This is a genomic window from Chitinolyticbacter albus, assembly GCF_024437655.1.
Lineage (GTDB): Bacteria > Pseudomonadota > Gammaproteobacteria > Burkholderiales > Chitinibacteraceae > Chitinolyticbacter > Chitinolyticbacter albus.
Genome location: NZ_JANBVF010000004.1, coordinates 255,884 through 275,722 on the forward strand (window position 1 = coordinate 255,884; position 19,839 = coordinate 275,722).

The 19,839-nt window shown below is 63.9% G+C and carries 17 protein-coding genes and 1 tRNA gene; 12 read left to right on the forward strand and 6 right to left on the reverse strand.

The genetic code is table 11. From position 1 onward, the window contains the following. Positions 1-40 precede the first annotated feature (40 nt). On the forward strand, positions 41-511 hold the full coding sequence (locus NLI84_RS03750) for an NUDIX domain-containing protein (RefSeq protein ID WP_255988266.1): 471 nt from the start codon (positions 41-43) through the stop codon (positions 509-511). Here the strand turns inward: NLI84_RS03750 and NLI84_RS19220 are convergent. Beyond that, entirely contained in the window at positions 480-1,046 is a 567-nt protein-coding gene (locus tag NLI84_RS19220) for a YkgJ family cysteine cluster protein (protein WP_373316875.1), read from the reverse strand. The two genes, NLI84_RS03750 and NLI84_RS19220, sit on opposite strands and share 32 nt — an antisense overlap. On the opposite strand from NLI84_RS19220, the gene NLI84_RS03760 reads away from it, so the two are divergent. From NLI84_RS03760 to NLI84_RS03780, 5 genes are read left to right on the forward strand one after another with little or no spacing between them, the layout of a single operon-like run. Then, entirely contained in the window at positions 949-2,979 is a 2,031-nt protein-coding gene (locus NLI84_RS03760) for a DUF2298 domain-containing protein (RefSeq protein WP_255988268.1), read from the forward strand. The genes NLI84_RS19220 and NLI84_RS03760 overlap by 98 nt on opposite strands. Before the next feature lie 17 nt (positions 2,980-2,996). Further along, complete coding sequence (locus tag NLI84_RS03765; RefSeq protein WP_255988270.1) at positions 2,997-5,021, forward strand: DUF2298 domain-containing protein; 2,025 nt, start codon at positions 2,997-2,999, stop codon at positions 5,019-5,021. Continuing rightward, complete coding sequence (locus tag NLI84_RS03770; RefSeq protein ID WP_255988272.1) at positions 5,018-6,001, forward strand: glycosyltransferase family 2 protein; 984 nt, start codon at positions 5,018-5,020, stop codon at positions 5,999-6,001. Before NLI84_RS03765 ends, NLI84_RS03770 begins: the two co-directional genes overlap by 4 nt. After that, positions 5,998-6,975 (forward strand): lysylphosphatidylglycerol synthase transmembrane domain-containing protein, encoded by a 978-nt coding sequence (locus NLI84_RS03775; protein WP_255988273.1) that lies wholly within the window; start codon positions 5,998-6,000, stop codon positions 6,973-6,975. The genes NLI84_RS03770 and NLI84_RS03775 overlap by 4 nt, the downstream gene beginning before the upstream one ends. Beyond that, positions 6,972-8,291 (forward strand): NAD(P)/FAD-dependent oxidoreductase, encoded by a 1,320-nt coding sequence (locus tag NLI84_RS03780; protein WP_255988274.1) that lies wholly within the window; start codon positions 6,972-6,974, stop codon positions 8,289-8,291. Before NLI84_RS03775 ends, NLI84_RS03780 begins: the two co-directional genes overlap by 4 nt. Before the next feature lie 61 nt (positions 8,292-8,352). Here NLI84_RS03780 and NLI84_RS03785 read toward each other — a convergent pair whose 3' ends face one another. After that, on the reverse strand, positions 8,353-8,736 hold the full coding sequence (locus NLI84_RS03785; RefSeq protein ID WP_255988275.1) for a YidB family protein: 384 nt from the start codon (positions 8,734-8,736) through the stop codon (positions 8,353-8,355). Positions 8,737-8,811: 75 nt separating this feature from the next. Between NLI84_RS03785 and NLI84_RS03790 the strand changes: the two genes are divergently transcribed. Next, complete coding sequence (locus NLI84_RS03790) at positions 8,812-10,251, forward strand: NAD-dependent succinate-semialdehyde dehydrogenase (protein ID WP_255988277.1); 1,440 nt, start codon at positions 8,812-8,814, stop codon at positions 10,249-10,251. 62 nt (positions 10,252-10,313) lie between these two features. Here the strand turns inward: NLI84_RS03790 and NLI84_RS03795 are convergent, their stop codons facing one another. Both NLI84_RS03795 and NLI84_RS03800 read right to left on the reverse strand, forming a co-directional pair. Further along, positions 10,314-11,141: an undecaprenyl-diphosphate phosphatase gene (locus tag NLI84_RS03795; RefSeq protein ID WP_255988279.1), complete on the reverse strand. Its 828-nt coding sequence runs from the start codon at positions 11,139-11,141 to the stop codon at positions 10,314-10,316. 306 nt (positions 11,142-11,447) lie between these two features. After that, entirely contained in the window at positions 11,448-11,891 is a 444-nt protein-coding gene (locus NLI84_RS03800) for a DciA family protein (protein ID WP_255988280.1), read from the reverse strand. A gap of 37 nt (positions 11,892-11,928) precedes the next feature. Between NLI84_RS03800 and NLI84_RS03805 the strand changes: the two genes are divergently transcribed. Both NLI84_RS03805 and secA read left to right on the forward strand, forming a co-directional pair. Then, the gene (locus NLI84_RS03805) at positions 11,929-12,816 is read left to right on the forward strand and encodes a M23 family metallopeptidase (protein WP_255988282.1); all 888 of its coding nucleotides are present in this window, start codon (positions 11,929-11,931) and stop codon (positions 12,814-12,816) included. Between the two features lie 120 nt (positions 12,817-12,936). Then, positions 12,937-15,678: a preprotein translocase subunit SecA gene (gene secA, locus NLI84_RS03810; RefSeq protein ID WP_255988285.1), complete on the forward strand. Its 2,742-nt coding sequence runs from the start codon at positions 12,937-12,939 to the stop codon at positions 15,676-15,678. 162 nt (positions 15,679-15,840) lie between these two features. Here the strand turns inward: secA and NLI84_RS03815 are convergent. Together NLI84_RS03815 and NLI84_RS03820 are read right to left on the reverse strand one after the other, a co-directional pair. Continuing rightward, a tRNA-Met gene (locus tag NLI84_RS03815) sits at positions 15,841-15,916 on the reverse strand. Between the two features lie 63 nt (positions 15,917-15,979). Continuing rightward, entirely contained in the window at positions 15,980-16,747 is a 768-nt protein-coding gene (locus NLI84_RS03820; RefSeq protein ID WP_255988286.1) for a DUF2189 domain-containing protein, read from the reverse strand. Positions 16,748-17,005: 258 nt separating this feature from the next. On the opposite strand from NLI84_RS03820, the gene coxB reads away from it, so the two are divergent. Genes coxB through NLI84_RS19120 form a run of 3 tightly spaced genes read left to right on the forward strand, consistent with a single transcriptional unit; the run spans position 17,006 to position 19,833 of the window. Beyond that, positions 17,006-18,079 carry a cytochrome c oxidase subunit II gene (gene coxB / locus NLI84_RS03825; RefSeq protein WP_255988287.1) on the forward strand — a complete coding sequence of 358 codons (1,074 nt, stop codon included), beginning with the start codon at positions 17,006-17,008 and terminating at the stop codon, positions 18,077-18,079. A 9-nt stretch (positions 18,080-18,088) separates the two neighbouring features. Beyond that, a complete protein-coding gene (gene ctaD / locus NLI84_RS03830; protein WP_255988288.1) occupies positions 18,089-19,744 on the forward strand; it encodes a cytochrome c oxidase subunit I in 1,656 nt (551 codons plus the stop codon). Further along, entirely contained in the window at positions 19,741-19,833 is a 93-nt protein-coding gene (locus NLI84_RS19120; protein WP_255988289.1) for a cytochrome oxidase small assembly protein, read from the forward strand. The genes ctaD and NLI84_RS19120 overlap by 4 nt, the downstream gene beginning before the upstream one ends. The last annotated feature ends 6 nt before the right edge of the window (positions 19,834-19,839 follow it).

Consider the following 19,839-nt stretch of genomic DNA (forward strand, 5'->3'; position numbering starts at 1 on the left):
CGGTCGGCAATGGGTGAGTGGCTGAGATAGGGAACAGGACATGGATGTGAACAAGACGTGCCCGGTAGTGCTGCGTGATGCAGCGGGCGGGTGCGAGCTGCTGGTGTTTCGCCACCCGCTAGCGGGCGTGCAACTGGTGAAGGGTACGATAGAACCCGGTGAGACGGCCGAAGCGGCTGCGCTGCGGGAGCTTGCCGAGGAAGCGGGGCTTATCGCGGTGGTGCCAGCGCAGCCGCTGGGAATCTGGGACAGCGGCTGGCAGGGGCAGGTCTGGTCGTTCCAGCGGGTGAAGGTGGCGGATGATCTGCCGTCACATTGGTGCCACTGGACGGCCGACGACGGCGGGCATGAATTCGCCTTCTTCTGGCATCCGCTCGCCAACGAGCCCGGCACCGACTGGCATCCGCTGTTCACCGGTGCCCTGCACGCACTGCGTGCGCGCTTGGCAAAGGATGATCGAGATTCCGGCCCCGCCACGCTCAGGGCGCGGTCGCCTGTTCCAGCTGAGTGAGCCAGGCCATGGCCTGGGCGCGATCGGCGCCGCACATTTCCAATGACGGTTGCAACCCGCCACACACGGCGGGGCGCTCGGGCCGGCCGAACAGCTTGCAGCGCCAGTCTTCGTCCAGTTGCACGCACGGCACACCGGCGGGCTTGCCTTGCGGCATGCCAGGAATGGAGCTGGAAATGGACGGGGCGATGCAGCAGGCAGCGCAGCCTGGGCGGCAGGATGGGGCGGACGACATCGCTGCATTCTCGCCGCTTCCCGCTGAACGGCCAATCATCCAGGTATGAGCGGTGGGTCTGCTGTGAACTGCAAAGGGTTTCAAATACAGCGGCCTGCTGCGCAAAAAGCGGCGCTTGTAGTAAGCTCGTCCATTACAACAAGAGCACCCCGACACGGGGTGCCACACGACCGGTACACTGCCGGTCGATGGAGGAGCCCCTATGAGCATGATCTTCACCGCATTGACGGTGCTGTTGCTGCTCGTGCATCTGGCCGCGCTGGGCCAGGTGGTGAAAAGCAACTGGATCGACCGCCACATCGTGCGCGCGAGCAGCCTGCTCGGCGTCGTGCTGGTGTTGTTCTGCGTCGAGCATTTCGTCGGCCTTGGCCGGCTGTCCTGGCTATGGCCGATCACGTTCACCGCATCGGTCTTCATCCTGCGGCGCGACCTGGCCAGCAAGTCGTTCTGGCTCGGCGAGCTGCCCTTTCTCGCGCCCTTCGCCTGGGCGCTGGCCTGGCGCTTTCTCTGGCCCAATCTCGATGCCTCGGCAGAGAAGATCACCAACCTCTATTTCATCCGCAACTACATCGACGGCACCACCTTGCCGCCGGCGGACCAGTGGCTACCCGGCGCACAGTTCGACAGCTATTACGCCTTGCTGCACTACGCCGCGGCGTTGATAGGCCGGGTGTTCGGCCTGTCGGCCGGCTGGAGCATGAATCTGGCATTCTGCGTGGTGATCGGCCTGATGGGCAGCCTCGCGTGGTCCATGGTGTCGCGCTGGGTGGCGAGCCCGCGCTGGCGCGGCGTGATCGTCGCGGCGGTGATCGTTGGCGGCAATGGCCTGGCGCCTTTGCTGCCCGCGCTGTTCCAGGGGCCGTTCGACGCCGGCAACGCCACCACCCGGCTGTGGGCCAGCACGCGGTTCACCGGCACGTTCGACCAGAACATCACTGCGCCCTGGGGCCGGGAGCTGTTCAAGAGCGGCCCGCAGGAGTTGCTGAACCAGCCCTACGGCCCGCGCGATATTCCGCTGGAAAACACCGGTTACTACATCTACCTGGGCGACCTGCATCCGCCGCTAGCCGGCTTCGTGCTGCTGTTCTTTGCACTGGCGCTGATCGCGAGGTTGCAGACCGGCTGCCCGCCGCAGAACCGTGAATCCGCCGATGCGGAAGGCGCCACGCTGGGCCGGCTGCAGTTCCTGCTGGGGCTGTCGCTGCCGGTCACCATTGCCGCCAACGCCTGGGTGTTCCCGCTGCAGCTGGCGCTGATATCCGGCTGGGTGTTGTGGCGCTACGCGCAGAAGCAGGAATTCTCGTGGAAGGCGCTGGCCATCGGCGCCGGCACTGGCGTGGCGCTGATCTACCCCTTCCTGATCTATTTCTCGGCGAGCGGCCTGTCGCTGCCGATCCGCGTCGTCACTGCCATCGACCACACGCCGGCGCCGCAATGGCTGGCGATCTGGTGGCCGATGCTGTGGCTGATCGCGTTGTCGCTGGCGCGCCGCTTCGGCGAGGACAGCCCCTCGGCGCGCTTTGGTTGCTGGGCGGCGGCCGGCATGGTGCTGGCGCTGGTGATCAGCGAGGTGTTCTATGTCGACGACCCGATCGGCGATCGCTACAACCGCTTCAACACCACGCTGAAATGGTGGTCCTGGCTGTTCCCGGCCGGCCTCGCGCTGCTATCCGCGCCGCTGGTGGGGGCGGAGCGCCGCGTCTGGCGCTGGCTCGCCGCATTGCCGCTGGTGGGCTGCCTCGTCTTCCTCTGGCCGCAGTTCCAGTACATCGCCACGCAGCCCAAGCCCGATGCCGGCAAGCTCGCTGGAGATCACTGGTTGATGAGCGACGCCGCGCATCGCCGCATCGTCGAGTATTTGCGCGCTGCGCCGCGCGGCATCGTGGTCGAGGGCCTGGATGGTGGCTCCTACACCAATAGCTCGGCGATCGCGCTGCACTCGGCGCAACCGTCGATGATCGGCTGGCCGGCGCACCAGGGCCTGTGGCGTGGCGATCCGTATTCGATCCGGGCCGATGCCGATGCGGTGCGCCAGCTTTACCACGGCCAGCTGGCCAATCCGGTGGAGTGGCTGCTGGCGCGCAACGTACGTTACGTGGTCTGGGCCCGTTGGGATCAACAACGCGATCCGGCCGCTTTTGTCCCCTTGCAGCAACAACTGGCTGCCAGCTATGTCTGGCATCCGCTGGCCGACGACAACGGCGCCAGCTTTGGCGTCTGGGAACGCCGCTGAGTTAGAGAGAACACCTCATGCAATTGATTTTCCTTGTCGCCAGCCTTGCCCTGTTGTGGCTGCATCTTGCGGGCCTCACCGCCGTCGTGGGCCGCTGGCTGCCCTACCCCGTCGCCCGCACCGCCGGCGTGCTACTGGTCACGCTGCTGTTCTGCGCCGTCGAGCACTTCGTGGGCCTAGGCAATCTGTCGTGGGCTTGGCCGTTCACCGCTGCGCTGGCCGGTTTCGCACTCTATGTCAGCCGGAACGAGCTCAAGAGCTCCGGCTTCTGGAGTGCGGAGAAGGTGCTCTTGGTCGGTTTTGCCATCGGCTTCGCCTGGAAGTACTGCTTCCCGGCGATCTACCCGAACGCGGGCGAGCGCACGGCCGATCTCTATTTCATGCTGAACTACATGCCGGGCGAGCAGTTGCCACCGCTTGACACCTGGTATCCGCCGTACAAGTTCGATTTCTACTACGCGTTCATGCATTACGGCGCGGCGCTGATGGCGCGGTTGTTCGGCTGGGAGCCGGTGTTCGCCTACAACATCGCCTTCGGCCTCGTGATGGGCCTGTCGCTCACACTGGCCTGGTATTTCGCCAGCCGCTTTATCGCGCAGGTGTGGGCGCGCTGGGTGCTGGTCGTCGCGCTGGCGCTCGGCGGCACCGGCATCACGCCGATCATCCATTTCGTCGTGGGCCAGCCCGCCGACAAACCCGATTCCTGGGCCGCCACCGAATACATGTGGGGCAGCGCGCGCTTCATCGGCAACTACGACCAGTGGGTGAATACCGATTTCGGTCGCTCGCTGCTGCCCAAGGGGCAGCCTATCCCGAAGCCGACGCCCGATTGGGAGCCGCGCGACATCCCGATGGAGAACTTCGGCTACCAGTTCTTCCTTGGTGATTTCCACCCGCCCATCGGTGGCTACCTGCTGCTGTTCCTCGCCTTGTCGCTGATCGCCTGGGTGGAGGCACCGCCGCGCGAAGGCGAGGTGGACCGCCGGCGCATCGGCCAGTTCCTGTTGCCGATCACGGCGGCGGCGATGCTGATTACCAATACCTGGATCTTCCCCTTCGCCGCCCTCTTGGTGCTCACCTGGCTGGGCTGGCGGCAATGGCAGAAGAATCCGCCGGACTGGCCGGCGGTGCTCGCCGGCGCAGTGGTCGGCGGCCTGCTGGTCTATCCGTACCTATCTGGCCTCGCTGCACAGGCGATCAGCACGCCGATCAAGCCGGTGCCGCTGCTCGATCACACGCCGCCGCTGCGCTTCGTGCTGTTCTGGTGGCCGATGCTGGTGCTGATGGGCCTTGCCCTCGTCGACAAAAAGACCCGGCCGCTGGCGATCTGCTTCGCCGTGGCCTTCCTTGCCATGCTGACGATTTCCGAGCTCGTCTACGTCGACGATCCGTCTGGCGGCAAGTACGACCGCACCAATACCACGATGAAGTGGTGGGGCTGGCTCTACAGCGGCGGCCTCTTGGCCGGCGGCGCGCTGGCGCTGGCCAGCACCTTGCGCTGGGTGCGTATCGCCGCGCTGGTGTCGCTGCTGCTGGTGTGCAGCTACGTCTACGACACCGCGCGCTACTGGATCCATACGCCCAAGACCGAGCTGGGCCAGCTGAACGGCAAATCGTGGTTCATCCGCGACCAGCCGGCGCTGCGCGACATGATCAACTACCTCAAGCACGCCGAGCGCGGCATCGTGCTGGAAAACTGGCTGGGCGACGCCTACACCAACCAGGGGCTGGTCGCGATGTTCGCGCAGCAGGTGTCGATGATGGGCTGGGTCAATCACGTCAGCTTGTGGCACGGCGCCCCATCATCGGTATGGAGCGAGACCAACCTGCTCAAGTCGTTCTACAAGGGCGAGATGCCGGATATGGCCAACTGGCTGGCCCGGCACAAGGTCGACTACATCGTCTGGACGCCTGCGGACAACAACGCCAGCCCGCAGGCCTGGACCACCATCAACACCGCCATCGCCGGGCATTACAGCTGGAAACCGTTCGGAGACAACCCGCTCACCGGCCTGTGGGTACGTCGCGAGATCAAGCCATGAACAAACTGCTGTCCATCGTCGTTCCTTGTTACAACGAGGAAGAAGTCATCGGCGAAACGATGAAGCGCCTCAACGCCTTCTGCGCCGAGCTCACCGATCTCGACGTCGAACTCATCTTCATTGACGACGGCAGCCGCGACCGCACCCGCGCGCTGCTACGCAGCTTCGCCGATGAGGATGCGCGCATCCGTGTCGTCGGCTTTGCCCGCAATTTCGGCCACCAGACCGCCGTCACCGCCGGTATCGACGCCGCGCGTGGCGATGCGGTGGTGCTGATCGACGCCGATCTACAGGATCCGCCCGAGGTGGTGCACCAGATGATCGCCAAGTGGCGCGAGGGCTACGACGTGGTCTACGGCGTGCGTACCGAGCGCCCCGGCGAATCGGCCTTCAAGCTCGCCACCGCGCGCGCGTTCTACCGCGTGCTGAACAAGCTCTCCGATGTGCCGATTCCGCTCGATACGGGCGACTTCCGCCTAATGAGCCGCCACGTGGTCGACAGCCTCGTCGCCATGCCGGAGCGCGACCGCTTCGTGCGCGGCATGGTGAGCTGGGTCGGCTTCAAACAGACGGCGCTGCCTTACCGCCGTGCCGAGCGCTTTGCCGGCGAATCGAAGTATCCGCTCAGGAAGATGCTGAAGTTCGCCACCGACGGCATCCTGTCGTTCTCGACCAAGCCCTTGCAGATGTCGATTGGCCTGGGCATGAGCGCGGCCTCGCTGGCGCTGGCAGGCATACTGTATGCGCTGGTGCTGCGTATCTTCACCAATCAGTGGGTCGAGGGCTGGACCGCGCTAATGATCGCCGTGCTGTTCATCGGCGGTGTGCAGCTGATCTGCGTTGGCATCCTCGGCGAGTACATCGGCCGCATCTACAACGAGGTCAAGCACCGGCCGCTCTACGTGGTGCAGGAATACATCGGCTACGCCAGCCATGAAGGCCCGGCCCGTTCGCGCAGCCCGGTGGTGGACCGCAAGTGAAGCGTTATCTCAAACCCACGATCGGGCTGGTCCTGGCCGCGGCCTTCGTCTGGCTGATCGCGCGACAGATCGATCCGGCCGAGCTGGCGCATGCGTTTGCCGGCACCGATGCCGGCTGGGTGTTCGCCGCCCTCGTCGCCTTCTGTGGCGGCTACGCCTGCCGTATCGCCCGCTGGCGCGCCATGCTGGCGCGCGACAACCCGCAGCTCACCTGGTCCGACTGCGCCGGCCCCCTGCTGGCGAGCTTTGCCGCCAACAATGTGCTGCCGTTCCGCGCTGGTGACGTGCTGCGCACCTTCGCCTTCAACGGCCGGCTCGGTGCCACCTCGGGCACGGTACTGGCGACGCTGTTCGTCGAGCGTCTGCTCGATCTGTTGATGGTGCTGGTGTTGTTCGGCGCCGCGCTCGCCGCCTTCGGGCTCGATGCCAGCGCGCTCGCCGGTGTCGGCAGCGCCATGCTGATCGCATTGGGCCTCGCCATCCTGGGCGTGCTGCTGTTTCCGCAAAGCTTCGCACCGCTGGCACGCTGGGGCGGCCGGCTGGCTGCACGGGTGTCGCCGCGTATCGGCGAGAAGCTCAATGCCGAGATCGACCGCGGCCTGGCCACGCTGGGGCATCTGGCCAGCGGCAGCACCATGGCGCGCCTGGTTGCCTGGTCGCTGGCGGCTTGGTTGTTCGAGGGCTGCGTGTTCTGGTTCGCCGCGCTTGCCGTGCCAGGCCTCTTCGCGCCGCTGGCGGGCTGGCTGGCGCTGCCGGTGGGGACGCTCGCCACGCTGATCCCCAGCACGCCGGGCTATGTCGGCACCTTTGATTACTTCACCGTGCGCGCGATGACCGCGCTCGGCAATGGCCAGGTGGTGGCGACCGCCTACGCCCTGCTGGTCCACGCGCTGTTGTGGCTGCCGCCGACGCTCGCCGGCGGCGCCTATTTGCTGGCCACCCGTACCCGAATTCCCAGAGAGTCCATGTCATGAGCCTTGCCCACTCCACCCGCGTCGCCATCGTCGGCGGCGGCTTCACCGGCCTTGCCGCCGCCTATGAACTCGCCAAGCAGGGCATCGCCGTCACCGTGCTCGAAGCCGAGAGCGAAATCGGTGGCCTCGCCGCCGCGTTCGACGTGGCCGGCGAGAAGCTCGATCGCTTCTATCACCACTGGTTCACCAACGATCTGGAAGTAATGCGGCTGATCGACGAGCTCGGCCTTAACGATCGCGTGGCGATCAATCCGACCAATACGGGTGTTTATTACGCCAACCACTTCTTCAAGCTCTCCACGCCGTGGGACTTGCTGAACTTCACCCCGCTCGCCTTCACCGACCGCATCCGCTTGGGGTTGTTGGCGCTGCGCGCGCGCCGCGTTGACCACTGGATGGAGCTGGAGGACAAGACTGCCGCCGAATGGCTGAAGGAGCTCGGTGGCGAGCGCGTCTACCGCGTGATGTGGGAACCGCTGCTCAAGGGCAAGTTCGGCCCGGTGGCCGAAGAGATCTCGGCGGTGTGGTTCTGGAACAAGCTGAAACTGCGTGGCGGCTCGCGCGGCAAGGGCGGCGAGGAACGCCTGGCCTACTTCAAGGGCGGCTTCGTTGCGCTGGCCGAAGCGCTGGCCACGCGAGTGCGCGAGCTCGGTGGTCGCATCGAGACCGGTGCGCCGGTCAGCGCCATCCGCCCTGAGGGCGCGTTGTGGCAGATCGATACCGCGAACGGCACCATCACCGCCGACCACGTGATCGCCACCACCGCGCTGCCGCTGGTCGCCGGCATGGTCAAGGACTGGGCGCCGGCGGATTACATCGCCAAGCTCGAGCGCATCCATTATCTTGCCAATGTCTGTCTGGTGCTGGAGCTCGACCGCTCGCTGTCGAACACCTACTGGCTCAACGTGAACGACCCGAGCTTCCCCTTTGTCGGCGTGATCGAGCACACCAACTTCGAGCGGCCGGAAACCTATGGCGGCCGCCATATCGTCTACCTGTCCAAGTATTTGCCGCACACCGATGCGCTGTACCAGATGAGTGCCGACGAGGTGCTGGAGTTCGCGCTGCCCTATCTGCAGAAGATGTTCCCCAAGCTCGACCGCAGCTGGATCCAGCGCCATCACGTGTGGAAGGCGCGCTGGTCGCAACCGGTTGTCGAAAAACGCTACAGCACGCTGATCCCGCCAGTGGCGGGCCCGCAACCGGGCTTTCATCTGTGTTCGATGGCACAGATCTACCCGGAGGATAGAGGCACCAACTACGCGGTGCGCGAAGGCCGCAAACTCGGTCGCGAGCTCGCCGAAAAACTCGGCTGATCGTGCCGGCACAACGCGAACAAGCCGCCCTCGGGCGGCTTGTTCATTGGTCGTACGCGGCCTAGCTGAACAGCTTGCCGAGTGCGCCCAAGCCCTGCGACAGCACATCGCCGCCTTGCGGCAGTTCGCCGTTGGGCGTGAGCTGATCGACGATACCGGGCAGGTGCTGTGCCACCAGGTTGGAGGCCTGCTGCGGATCGATGCCCAGTTTGCCGGCGATCTGGGTCACGGCATCGCTGCCGAGCACCGACTGGATCTGCTCGGCCGAAATCGGCAGGTTGCCGCCGGTGCCGACCCACGATTGCGCCAGTTCACCCAGCCCGCCTTGCTGGAACTTCTCGACGAGGCCGGCCACGCCACCCTGCTGCGCCAGTACGTCGGATATCACGGCGCCGAAGCCCTCGCTGGCGCCGCCGCCCAGCAGATTGCCCAGTTGCTCGAACATGTGACTTCTCCTGATTGAAGGGGCTGCCCCGTGGCAGCAAGATGGAACGCGAACCCTCACTATAGAGCGCACGATATGAACGCCAGTTTGCAAAGCCCGTTGTTGCAGCGGGATGCGCTGATCGCCGGTAGCTGGATCGCCACCGCGCAGCGCTTCGCCGTGACCGATCCGGCCACCGGCAATGTGATCACCGAGGTCGCGAGTTGCGGCCGTAGCGAAACCCGCGCCGCCATCGCCGCCGCCGAAGCGGCGCTGCCCGACTGGCGCGCATTGCCGGCCAAGTCGCGCGCAGCACTGTTGTGCCGCTGGTATGAGCTGATGATCGCGCATCAGGACGAACTCGCCGAAATCCTCACCCGCGAGCAGGGCAAGCCGCTGGTCGAGGCGCGCGGCGAGATCGCCTATGCAGCGGGCTTTATCGACTGGTTCGCCGAGGAGGCGCGCCGCATCAATGGCGATGTACTGGAGCATCCGCAGGCCGATCGCCGCATCTTGGTGCTCAAGCAGCCGATCGGCGTCTGCGCCGCCATCACGCCGTGGAATTTCCCGGCCGCGATGATCACGCGCAAGGCCGGCGCCGCGCTCGCCGCGGGCTGCACCATGGTGGTCAAGCCTGCGAGCCAGACGCCGCTGACCGCTCTGGCTCTTGGGGCCCTGGCGATCGAGGCGGGCTTGCCGGCGGGCGTGTTCAACGTGGTGCCCGGTGCTGCCAGTGAAGTCGGCGCCGAGCTCGCCGAGAACCCGGCCGTGCGCAAGCTCTCGTTCACCGGCTCGACCGAAGTCGGCCGCAAGCTGATGGCGAAGTGCGCGCCGACGCTCAAAAAATTGTCGCTGGAGCTTGGCGGCAATGCGCCCTTCATCGTGTTCGACGACGCCGATATCGATGCCGCGGTTGAAGGGGCCGTCGCCGCCAAGTTCCGCAATACCGGCCAGACCTGCGTCTGCGCCAACCGCTTCTACGTGCAGGCCGCCGTCTACGACAAATTCGCCAACAAGCTCGCCGCGCGCGTCGCCGTGCTGAAGGTTGGCAACGGCCTCGATGCCGGTGTCGAGCAGGGTCCACTGATCGACGCCGACGCGCTGGCCAAGGTCGAGGCACACGTTGCCGACGCGCAGGCCTCGTGCGCTGCCGTGCTGACCGGCGCCAAGGCGCTCGGCGGTACCTGGTATGCGCCAACGGTGCTCACCGACGTCGCCGAAGACGCGTTGCTGTGCCGCGAGGAAACCTTCGGCCCGGTGGCGGGCCTCGTCAGATTTGAGACCGAGGCGGATGCGGTGCGGTTGGCCAATGCCACCGAATTCGGCCTGGCCGCGTATTTCTACGGCCAGAATCTCGCGCGCGTGTTCCGCGTGGCCGAGGCGCTGGAATACGGCATGGTTGGCATCAACACGGGCCTCTTCAGCAACGAAGTCGGGCCTTTTGGCGGCGTGAAGCAAAGCGGCTTCGGTCGCGAAGGTTCGAAGTACGGCCTTGCCGAGTACCAGGAGCTGAAATACCTGTGCCTCGGCGTGTGAACGCCTTGCCGCAATGAAAACAGGGCTGCGCGGGCAGCCCTGTTTGCTTGGTGCGGAACCGGTCAGACCGACCAGTCGACGATGCCGGTCCAGGCGGTGGCCAGCACGATCACGCCGAAGGCGATGCGGTACCAGGCGAACGGGATGAAGGTATGGCTCGCCACGTAGCGGATCAGCGCACGGATGGCGATGAAGGCGAACACGAAAGAGGCGATGAAGCCGACCGCGAACACGCCGGCATCGCCCGCGTCGAGCACATGGCGGTGCTTGTAGAGGCTGTAGAGCGAGGCGGCGCCCAGCGTGGGTATGCCGAGGAAGAACGAGAACTCGGTCGCTGCCTTGCGCGACAGGCCGAGGAACAGGCCGCCGATGATGGTGGCACCGGAGCGGCTGGTGCCCGGAATCAGCGCCAGGCACTGGCACAGGCCAACCTTGAGCGCGTCCTTCAGCGACAGATCGTCCACCTCTTGCACTGTCACCGTGTGCTGGCGCTTCTCCGCCCACAGGATGACGAGGCCGCCGACGATGAAGGCGATGGCCACCGGCACCGGATTGAACAGCACCGCCTTGATCGGCTCGTTGAAGAGCTTGCCGAGAATGGCCGCCGGGATGAAGGCGATGATCACGGCCAGCAAGAGATTGCGTTCGCTACCCGCTTCACGCACGCCCACGCTCAGCGTGCGGCCCAGCTTGGCGCGGTATTCCCAGACCACGGCCAGCATGGCGCCGAGCTGGATGAAGATCTCGTAGACGTCGCGCTTGTCCTTGGACAGGAAGTTCATCAGGTCACCGGCGAGGATGAGGTGGCCGGTGCTGGAGATCGGCAGGAACTCGGTCACGCCTTCGACGAGGCCCATGATCAGCGATTTGAGTAGCAGCAGGAGATCCATCCAAGGTCCGGGAAAGAGGAGCAAAGGCGGCATTATAGCGGCGCTTGATGACCGGCCGGTGCGCGCTTGCCGCAGCCAGGCGGTGTCTGGATTGCGCCGCGTGTTTTTGCGCTACGCGGTGAATTTTCACGCGACGCTTGGGAACTTGGCCGCCCGTCCCCAAGTCTGTTGGCGTGTGCGAACCAATCGCTGCTTTCCCCGAGCGGCGACGCGCATTTTGCTCATCTCCTCCCTGATAACCGGGCCCATAGGCCCGGTTTTTTTTGCGCGTTCTGCGTGCGACCGGATGCGAGGACGACGCCGCGCTCAGCTTCTACCGCGCCGATGGCGCTTGGCCAGCCGCGCCACGGCATCGCGCAAGGGGCCGGCATCCAGCGTGGCGGCGAGCTCGTCGAAGGCGGCGAGCGCACCTGAACTCATCGCTAAGTCCTTGGTCGATTTCGCTTTTTCCCGGCGCAGCCCGACTTGCACCCTGGGGCGGATTGCGGTAGCTTGCCATCCACCTTGCCTGACAGCAGTGAGCAGGGCGTCGCCGTACTGCTTGATGCGTGCCGCGGCTGCCGGCGAGCTCACCCCCACGAGCAGCAGCTCGCCTTCCAGCGTGGCCGCGATGCAGGTAGCGGCCAGTGCCGGTGGCAAAGCGCCGCGCACGCACTGGATCAGGCGGTTGAGATCTCCGACGCGGGACACCAGCTGCAAGAGCTGTCGATCTTGGCCAATAAAGGCCGGATAGGTAGGGCGGTAGGCCATAACGACGGTTCGAAGGACCGGATGGGAGGAGATATAGGTGAATATTATTCTGGTTTCGAGCCGCTTCTCCAGCGCTCGCCATCTTGGGCCATACACGATCACCCTGCTGGCCTGCGTTCTGGGGCTGCTGGCGGGCGGCATGGGTCTCACCGCCGGCTTGCTGCTGCAGGGTAATGCCGCGCCGCAGCTCTTCAAACTGACCAAATCCCCCCGCCAGGCTGATCTGGACGTGCTGGCGGTGAAGCTCGGTGAGCTGCAGGCCAAGCTCACCCGGCTCGACGGCCTGGCCCGTCAGGTGGGGCTCAAGACCGGCATCGACGTGAAGCCCTTTCTATCCAGCCAGCCGGCACCGACAGGTGGTATAGAACATCCTGGGCGCAGCCTGGATTTTGGCGATCTCACACACGAATTGTCTTCCTCGACCGATCTGGCTGACGCCTACCTCGATCATCTGGCGCTGACCGAATCCATCCTGCTGCGCCCACAACGCTGGCAACTGCCGTCGCGCGCGCCGCTGCAATCGGGGCTGCAATCGTCGAGCTTCGGCTGGCGCATCGATCCATTCAACGGCCGCCAGACTTTCCACGAGGGCATCGACTTTGTCGGCCCCGTCGGCACCTCGATCGCCGCTGCGGCGGCCGGTACCGTGGTCTATGCGGACCGCCATCCCCAGTATGGTAATATGGTCGAGCTCAGCCACGAGAACGGCTTGACCAGCCGCTATGCCCACGCCAGCCTGCTGCTGGTAAAGCTCGGCGACAAGGTCAGTGCCGGGCAGAAGATCGCCGAAGTCGGCAGCACCGGGCGCTCCACCGGCCCGCATCTGCACTTCGAAATCCGTTACAAGGGCGTGGCGCAGAATCCGCTGCGTTTCATGTCGCCGGATGCGATCAAGCCGCTGACCGAAGTGGCCAGCCACGATTAGGGATGGAAATCCCGGTGGGGTGTCCCCACCTGGGTAGCAGTCTGCATGCGGCGGATGGGTTTCCCTTCCGCCGTTGTTTTAACTACAACACCGCCCTCACGGCGGGACACGGCCTTCGACATGATTTCGACTCTGCTCAAGAAAGTTTTCGGTAGCCGCAACGATCGTCTGCTCAAGCAGTACAGCACCGCGGTTGCCCAGATCAACGCGCTCGAGGCGCAGATCGAACCGCTGTCGGACGAGGCGTTGCAAGCCAAGACCGTCGAGTTCCGCGAGCGTGTCGCCAAGGGCGAATCACTCGATGCCATCCTGCCCGAAGCGTTTGCCGTCTGCCGCGAGGGCGCGAAGCGCGCGCTGGGCATGCGGCATTTCGACGTACAGCTGATCGGCGGCATGACACTGCACTACGGCAAGATCGCCGAAATGCGCACCGGCGAAGGCAAGACGTTGGTCGCCACGCTGCCCGCCTACCTGAATGCGTTGTCCGGTCGCGGCGTGCACGTGATCACGGTGAACGACTACCTGGCGCAGCGCGATGCCGGCACCATGGGCCGCCTGTTCAGCTTCCTGGGCCTGTCCTGCGGCGTAATCGTCGGCCAGATGCCGCACGATGAGAAGCAGAAGGCCTATGCCTGCGATATCACCTACGGCACCAACAACGAATTCGGCTTCGACTACCTGCGCGACAACATGGTGTTCAGCCCGGCCGAGCGCGTACAGCGCGATCTCGCCTACGCCATCGTCGATGAGGTCGATTCCATCCTGATCGACGAGGCGCGTACCCCGCTGATCATTTCCGGCCCGGCTGAGGACAGCACTGATCTTTATGTGCGGATGAACACCATTCCGCCGCAGCTCGCGCGCCAGACCGAAGAAGAAGGCGAGGGCGACTACTGGGTCGACGAGAAGGCGCATTCGGTGTTGCTGTCCGAAGCGGGCCACGAGAAGGTCGAGGCCGTCCTCACCCAGATGGGCCTGCTGCCCGAGGGCGACAGCCTGTATGCCGCGCAACACATCGGCCTGATGCACCACATGTATGCCGCGCTGCGCGCCCACGCGCTGTTCCTCAAGGACCAGCACTACGTGGTGCTCGATGGCGAGGTCATCATCGTCGATGAGTTCACAGGCCGCCTGATGGCAGGCCGCCGCTGGTCCGAAGGCCTGCACCAGGCGGTGGAGGCCAAGGAAGGCGTCGAGATCAAACAGGAAAATCAGACGCTCGCCACCATTACGCTGCAGAACTATTTCCGCATGTACGGCAAGCTGTCCGGCATGACCGGTACCGCCGATACCGAAGCGTACGAATTCCAGCAGATCTACGGCCTGGAAACGGTGATCATCCCGACCAACCGCCCCATGGTGCGTCAGGACCGCCAGGATCAGGTGTTCAAGACGGCGAAAGAGAAGTACAACGCCATCATCACCGACATTAAGGGTTGCGTCGAACGCGGCCAGCCGGTGCTGGTCGGTACCACTTCGATCGAACAGTCCGAGCTCTTGTCGGGCGTCCTCAAGCAGGACGGTATCGCCCACAACGTACTCAATGCCAAGCACCACGCCAAGGAAGCCGAGATCGTTGCCCAGGCTGGCCGTCCGGGCCAGGTGACCATCGCCACCAATATGGCCGGTCGCGGCACCGACATCGTGCTCGGTGGCAACGTCGAGCGTGAATTGCGCCTGATCGAGAATGACGAAGCGCTGGATGAAGTGAGCCGCCGCAGCAAGATCGATGCGCTCAAGGTCGAGTGGAAGCAGCTGCACGAGGACGTGGTCAATGCCGGTGGCCTGCACATCATCGGCACCGAACGTCACGATTCGCGCCGTATCGACAACCAGCTGCGCGGTCGCTCTGGTCGCCAGGGTGATCCGGGCTCGAGCCGCTTCTACCTCAGCCTGGAAGACACGCTGCTGCGCATCTTCGCCGGCGAGCGCGTCGCCTTCGTGATGGACAAGCTGAAAATGCCCGAAGGCGAGCCGATCGAAGCCGGCATCGTCAGTCGCGCCATCGAATCGGCGCAGCGCAAGGTGGAAGGCCGCAACTTCGACATCCGCAAGCAGCTGCTCGAGTACGACGATGTATCGAACGAGCAGCGCAAGGCCATCTATGGCCAGCGCAACGAAATCCTCGAATCGGACAACGTCGCCGACACCATTGCCGCGATGCGCGGCGCCTTCTTCGGCGATCTGTTTGACCAGTATCTGCCGCAGGGCAGCATGGAAGAGCAATGGGATCTGACCGGGCTGGAAAAGGCCCTGACCGAATACGGTGTGGTGGCGCCGGTGGGGCAATGGTTCAAGGACGAGACCGACCTGTCCGACGAAGCGGCCAAGGCACGCGTGATCGAAGTCGCAGCGCAGACCTATGCCGCCAAGGCCGAGGAAGCGGGCGAGGCTACGTTCCGCCAGTTCGAGCGCTCGGTGTTGCTGCAGCATCTGGATTACAGCTGGCGTGAACACCTGACCAGCCTTGATCATCTGCGCCAGGGCATCCATCTGCGCGGCTATGCGCAGAAGAACCCCAAGCAGGAATACAAGCGCGAAGCGTTCGAGCTGTTCGAGGCGCTACTCGACAGCATCAAGCGCGACGTGGTGCGCATCGTGATGAACGTGCAGGTGCGCTCGCAGGCCGATCTGGATGCGGTGGCGCCGCAGGCGCTGCCCGAGTCGTCGATGCAGTTCCAGCACGCCGACTTGGAGGCACTGCTGGCCTCTGGCGACGAAGAGCAGATCAAGGCGGCGCTGATGTCCGCGATGGCGGCGCAAGGAGGTCCAGGCGTGCAGTTTGCCGGCGTGGGTCGCAACGACGCCTGCCCTTGTGGCTCCGGCAAGAAGTTCAAGCACTGCCACGGCCAAATCGCCTGATACTGCGCAGGGGCGATATGCAAAAAACCCGGCGTCTAGCCGGGTTTTTTGTTGCGTCGTAACCCACCCCGGATGCGAATTGAAGCGCGCTGCAGGCGGGGTAGATAGGGCTGTTTGGACAAAACAAAAACCCCTGCTCGGGTGAGCAGGGGTTTCGGTATTTGGTTGCGGGAACAGGACTCGAACCTGTGACCTTCGGGTTATGAGCCCGACGAGCTGCCAACTGCTCCATCCCGCGACAGAGAAATAGATATTAACGGGTGCTGGCAGCTACGTCAAGGCTTGGATGAAAATAAGCGGTTTATTCGACCAGATCCTTGTAGGCCACCCAGGTGGCGTGACCCAGCACCGGGAAGATCACGATCAGGCCGAACAGCGCCGTGGCAAAACCGACGGCGGTCAGCCCTACGATCAGCATTGCCCATAGCATCATCGCCGGCAGATTCTCGGCCACCACGCGCAGGCTGGTCATCATTGCGGTGACAGTATCGATCTCGCGGTCGGCCAGCATGGGTATGGACACGGCGGTCAGTGCGAAAACCACGGTCGCGAGCAGGGCACCTGCGACGAACCAGGCGATGGTGAAGCCGGCATATTCACCGGTCAGCGCCGAGAAGAAACCTTGCAGCGATACGGCCTCACCACCGTAGAACAGCGCGAACAGAATGGCCGAGATGCGTTCCCAGCTCAGTGCGATCAGGCCGAGCACGAAGCCGAAGAAGGCGATCTGGCTCAGGTTTTTCACATAATCGCGCACCGATTGCACGAAGGACGTCGGTTGCCCTTGCTCGCGCTTGCTGGTGAGCTCGTAGATGCCCGAAGCGATCAGCGGCGCCAACAGCAGGAAGCTCGAAATACAGAATGTGAAGAGGTAGGGGTAACCCACCGCAACGCCCAGTGACAGCCAGCCAACGATGGCGACGATCACGCCCCAGATGAGGCTGGGACGGGGATGAGCCTTGAAGTCCTGCCAGCCCATCTTGAGCCAGTGAAAAGGTCGTACAAAGGGTACCTTGCGCGTCTTGGGCAGTGAAAAGTGTTCGTCGAGGCTGTCGAGATGCAAATCCATTTTGGCTCCTCCTTATTGGTCGCAACTACCCACGTGTAGTGTCGGTTTAGGTTGTCTTGCATCAATAATGTGCAAAAAACCGACAGACGGAGACCTAAATATTCCTTTGTTCTTGCGGTAAGGCAATTTTTTCCTAAAGATGCTTGGGGAAAAATACCAATAGCCACCAAGAAGACCGACGCGCGTGCGCGATTCGGCCACACCTAACCAGTGGAGGTTCCAATGCGGTTTCCGCGTGCCCTTGGGCTCGCAGCGCTTTTGCCTGCCTGTACGTACGCCATCGATGGCAAATACACCTTTCAAACCCCGCAGACCCTGATCGCCAGGGATATCTCCGATCTGCACGCCTGGATCATGGCGGTGATCGTGGTGATCTTCATCGCCGTGTTCGGGGTGATGTTCTATTCCATCTTCAAGCACCGCAAGGCATCCGGCCACAAGGCACGCCACTTCCACGAGAACACCACGGTGGAAGTGCTATGGACGCTGATTCCCGCCGTCATCCTCGTCATCATGGCCTGGCCCGCCGCCAAGGTGGTGCTGGCGCAGAAGGACACGCGCGACGCGGAGTTGACGATCAAGGCGACCGGTTACCAGTGGTTCTGGGGTTACGACTATCTGGACCATGGCTTCGGCTTCAAGAGCAAGCTCGCGACGCCGCGCAATCAGATCGAGGACTATCACCGCGACAGCAAGCAGAAGGATGCACACTACCTGCTGGAGGTGACCGAGCCCCTGGTGGTGCCGGTGGGTACCAAGGTGCGCATCCTGGCCACGTCCAACGATGTGATCCACTCCTGGGGCGTACCCGCCTTCGGTGTGAAGCAGGATGCGATCCCGGGCTTCATCCGCGACACCTGGTTCAAGGCCGAGAAGGAAGGCACGTTCCGTGGCCAATGCGTCGAGCTGTGCGGGCGCGATCACGGCTTCATGCCCATCGTGGTGCAGGTGCTATCCAAGGACAAATTCGCCGCCTGGGTAGAGCAGAAGCAGAAGGAAGCCAAGGCGGCGGCCGATGATCCGAACAAGGTCTGGGTGCGTGACGAGCTGATCGCGCGTGGCAAGACCGTGTACGAAGCCAACTGCGCGGCCTGCCACAAGTCCGACGGCGCGGGCGGCGGTGCCTTCCCGGCGCTGACCGGTTCCAAGATCGCGAACGGGCCGATCGCCGCTCACGTGGGCATCGTGCTCTCGGGCAAGGGCGCCATGCCGGCCTGGCAAGGTCTCTCGGATACCGAGATCGCTGCCGTCGTCACCTATGAACGTAACGCATTGGGCAACTCCGTCGGCGATTTCATCCAGCCGAAGGATGTCAAGGCCGCTCGCAAGTAAGGATTTGTCATGACTGCTGCTACCGAAACCCTCAACCCGATCCAGGGCGGCCATGCCGACGAGGCGCATGGCCATGACGATCATGGCCACCACGCCAGCACCGGCTGGCGCCGCTGGGTGTATGCCACCAACCACAAGGACATCGGCACGCTTTACCTGTGGTTCGCGTTCACGATGTTCATTGTCGGTGGCCTGATGGCGCTCGGCATCCGTGCCGAGCTGTTCACCCCGGGCCTGCAGTTCTGGCAGCCGGAGTTCTTCAACCAGCTGACCACGCTGCACGGCATCATCATGGTGTTCGGCGCCATCATGCCGGCCTTCACGGGCCTGGCGAACTGGATGCTGCCGCTGATGCTGGGCGCGCCGGACATGGCATTTGCCCGGATGAACAACTGGAGCTTCTGGCTGCTACCGCCGTCGGCGCTGCTGCTGGTGATCTCGCTGTTCGTGCCAGGTGGCGCGGCGGCCGGTGGGTGGACGCTCTACCCGCCGCTGTCGCTGCAGTTCGGCATGGGCATGGACCTGGCGATTTTCTCGGTCCACTTGCTTGGCCTGTCGTCGATCATGGGTTCGATCAACATCGTCGTCACCGTGCTCAACATGCGCGCGCCGGGCATGACGCTGATGAGGATGCCGATGTTCGCCTGGACCTCGCTCGTCACGGCCTATCTGCTGATCGCTGTGGCGCCAGTGCTGGCAGGCGCGGTGACCATGCTGCTGACCGATCGCCACTTCGGCACCCATTTCTTCAAGGCGGTGGGCGGCGGCGACCCGGTACTGTTCCAGCATATCTTCTGGTTCTTCGGCCACCCCGAGGTCTACATCATGGCGTTGCCGGCGTTCGGTATCGTCAGCCAGATCATCCCGGCCTTCGCCCGCAAGCCGCTGTTCGGCTACCACTCCATGGTGTATGCCACCGCCTCGATCGCCATCCTGTCGTTCATGGTCTGGGCGCACCATATGTTTTCGGTGGGCATGCCGGCCACGGCGCAGCTGTTCTTCATGTTCATGACGATGCTGATCGCGGTGCCGACCGGGGTGAAGGTGTTCAATTGGATCGCGACGATGTGGCAGGGCTCGATGAGTTTCGAGACGCCGATGCTGTTCGCCGTCGGTTTCGTTTGCCTGTTCACTGTCGGTGGCTTCTCGGGCCTGGTGCTCTCGATCGCCCCTGTCGACACGCAGATGCACGATACCTACTACGTGGTGGCGCACTTCCACTACGTGCTGGTGGCCGGTGCCTTGTTCAGCCTCTTTGGCGCCGTCTACTACTGGCTGCCGAAATGGACCGGCTACATGTACAGCGAGAGGATGGGCAAGTTCCACTTCTGGTGGTCGATGATCTGGTTCAACGTCACCTTCTTCCCCATGCACTTCCTGGGTCTGGCCGGCATGCCGCGCCGCATTCCGGATTACCCGCTGCAGTTCACCGACTTCAACACGCTCGCCTCGGTTGGTGCCTTCTGCTTTGGCCTGGGTCAGCTGATCTTCCTCTACAACGTGATCCACACCATTCGCGGTGGCGTCGGCAAGGCGCCGGCCAACCCCTGGGAAGGCTCGCACACGCTGGAATGGGAAGTACCGTCGCCGGCGCCGCACCACACCTGGGAAACGCCGCCTGCGCGCGAAGTGGTCGAGAAGGGTCTGAAGGAGCAGTTGCTGTGACCCGTAACGTCAAGACCGCGCTGATCCTCATGAGTGTTGCCGCGGTGTTTTTCGTCGGCATCATCGTGCGGCGCTGGCTGTTTGGCTGAGCGGAA

Coding starts and splice junctions, on each gene's coding strand:
- NLI84_RS03750 (WP_255988266.1), top strand. CDS start 41: ATGGATGTGAACAAGACGTGCCCGGTAGTGCTGCGTGATGCAGCGGGC.
- NLI84_RS03760 (WP_255988268.1), top strand. CDS start 949: ATGAGCATGATCTTCACCGCATTGACGGTGCTGTTGCTGCTCGTGCAT.
- NLI84_RS19220 (WP_373316875.1), bottom strand. CDS start 1,046: ATGTGGCGGTCGATCCAGTTGCTTTTCACCACCTGGCCCAGCGCGGCC.
- NLI84_RS03765 (WP_255988270.1), top strand. CDS start 2,997: ATGCAATTGATTTTCCTTGTCGCCAGCCTTGCCCTGTTGTGGCTGCAT.
- NLI84_RS03770 (WP_255988272.1), top strand. CDS start 5,018: ATGAACAAACTGCTGTCCATCGTCGTTCCTTGTTACAACGAGGAAGAA.
- NLI84_RS03780 (WP_255988274.1), top strand. CDS start 6,972: ATGAGCCTTGCCCACTCCACCCGCGTCGCCATCGTCGGCGGCGGCTTC.
- NLI84_RS03785 (WP_255988275.1), bottom strand. CDS start 8,736: ATGTTCGAGCAACTGGGCAATCTGCTGGGCGGCGGCGCCAGCGAGGGC.
- NLI84_RS03790 (WP_255988277.1), top strand. CDS start 8,812: ATGAACGCCAGTTTGCAAAGCCCGTTGTTGCAGCGGGATGCGCTGATC.
- NLI84_RS03795 (WP_255988279.1), bottom strand. CDS start 11,141: ATGGATCTCCTGCTGCTACTCAAATCGCTGATCATGGGCCTCGTCGAA.
- NLI84_RS03800 (WP_255988280.1), bottom strand. CDS start 11,891: ATGGCCTACCGCCCTACCTATCCGGCCTTTATTGGCCAAGATCGACAG.
- secA (WP_255988285.1), top strand. CDS start 12,937: ATGATTTCGACTCTGCTCAAGAAAGTTTTCGGTAGCCGCAACGATCGT.
- NLI84_RS03820 (WP_255988286.1), bottom strand. CDS start 16,747: ATGGATTTGCATCTCGACAGCCTCGACGAACACTTTTCACTGCCCAAG.
- ctaD (WP_255988288.1), top strand. CDS start 18,089: ATGACTGCTGCTACCGAAACCCTCAACCCGATCCAGGGCGGCCATGCC.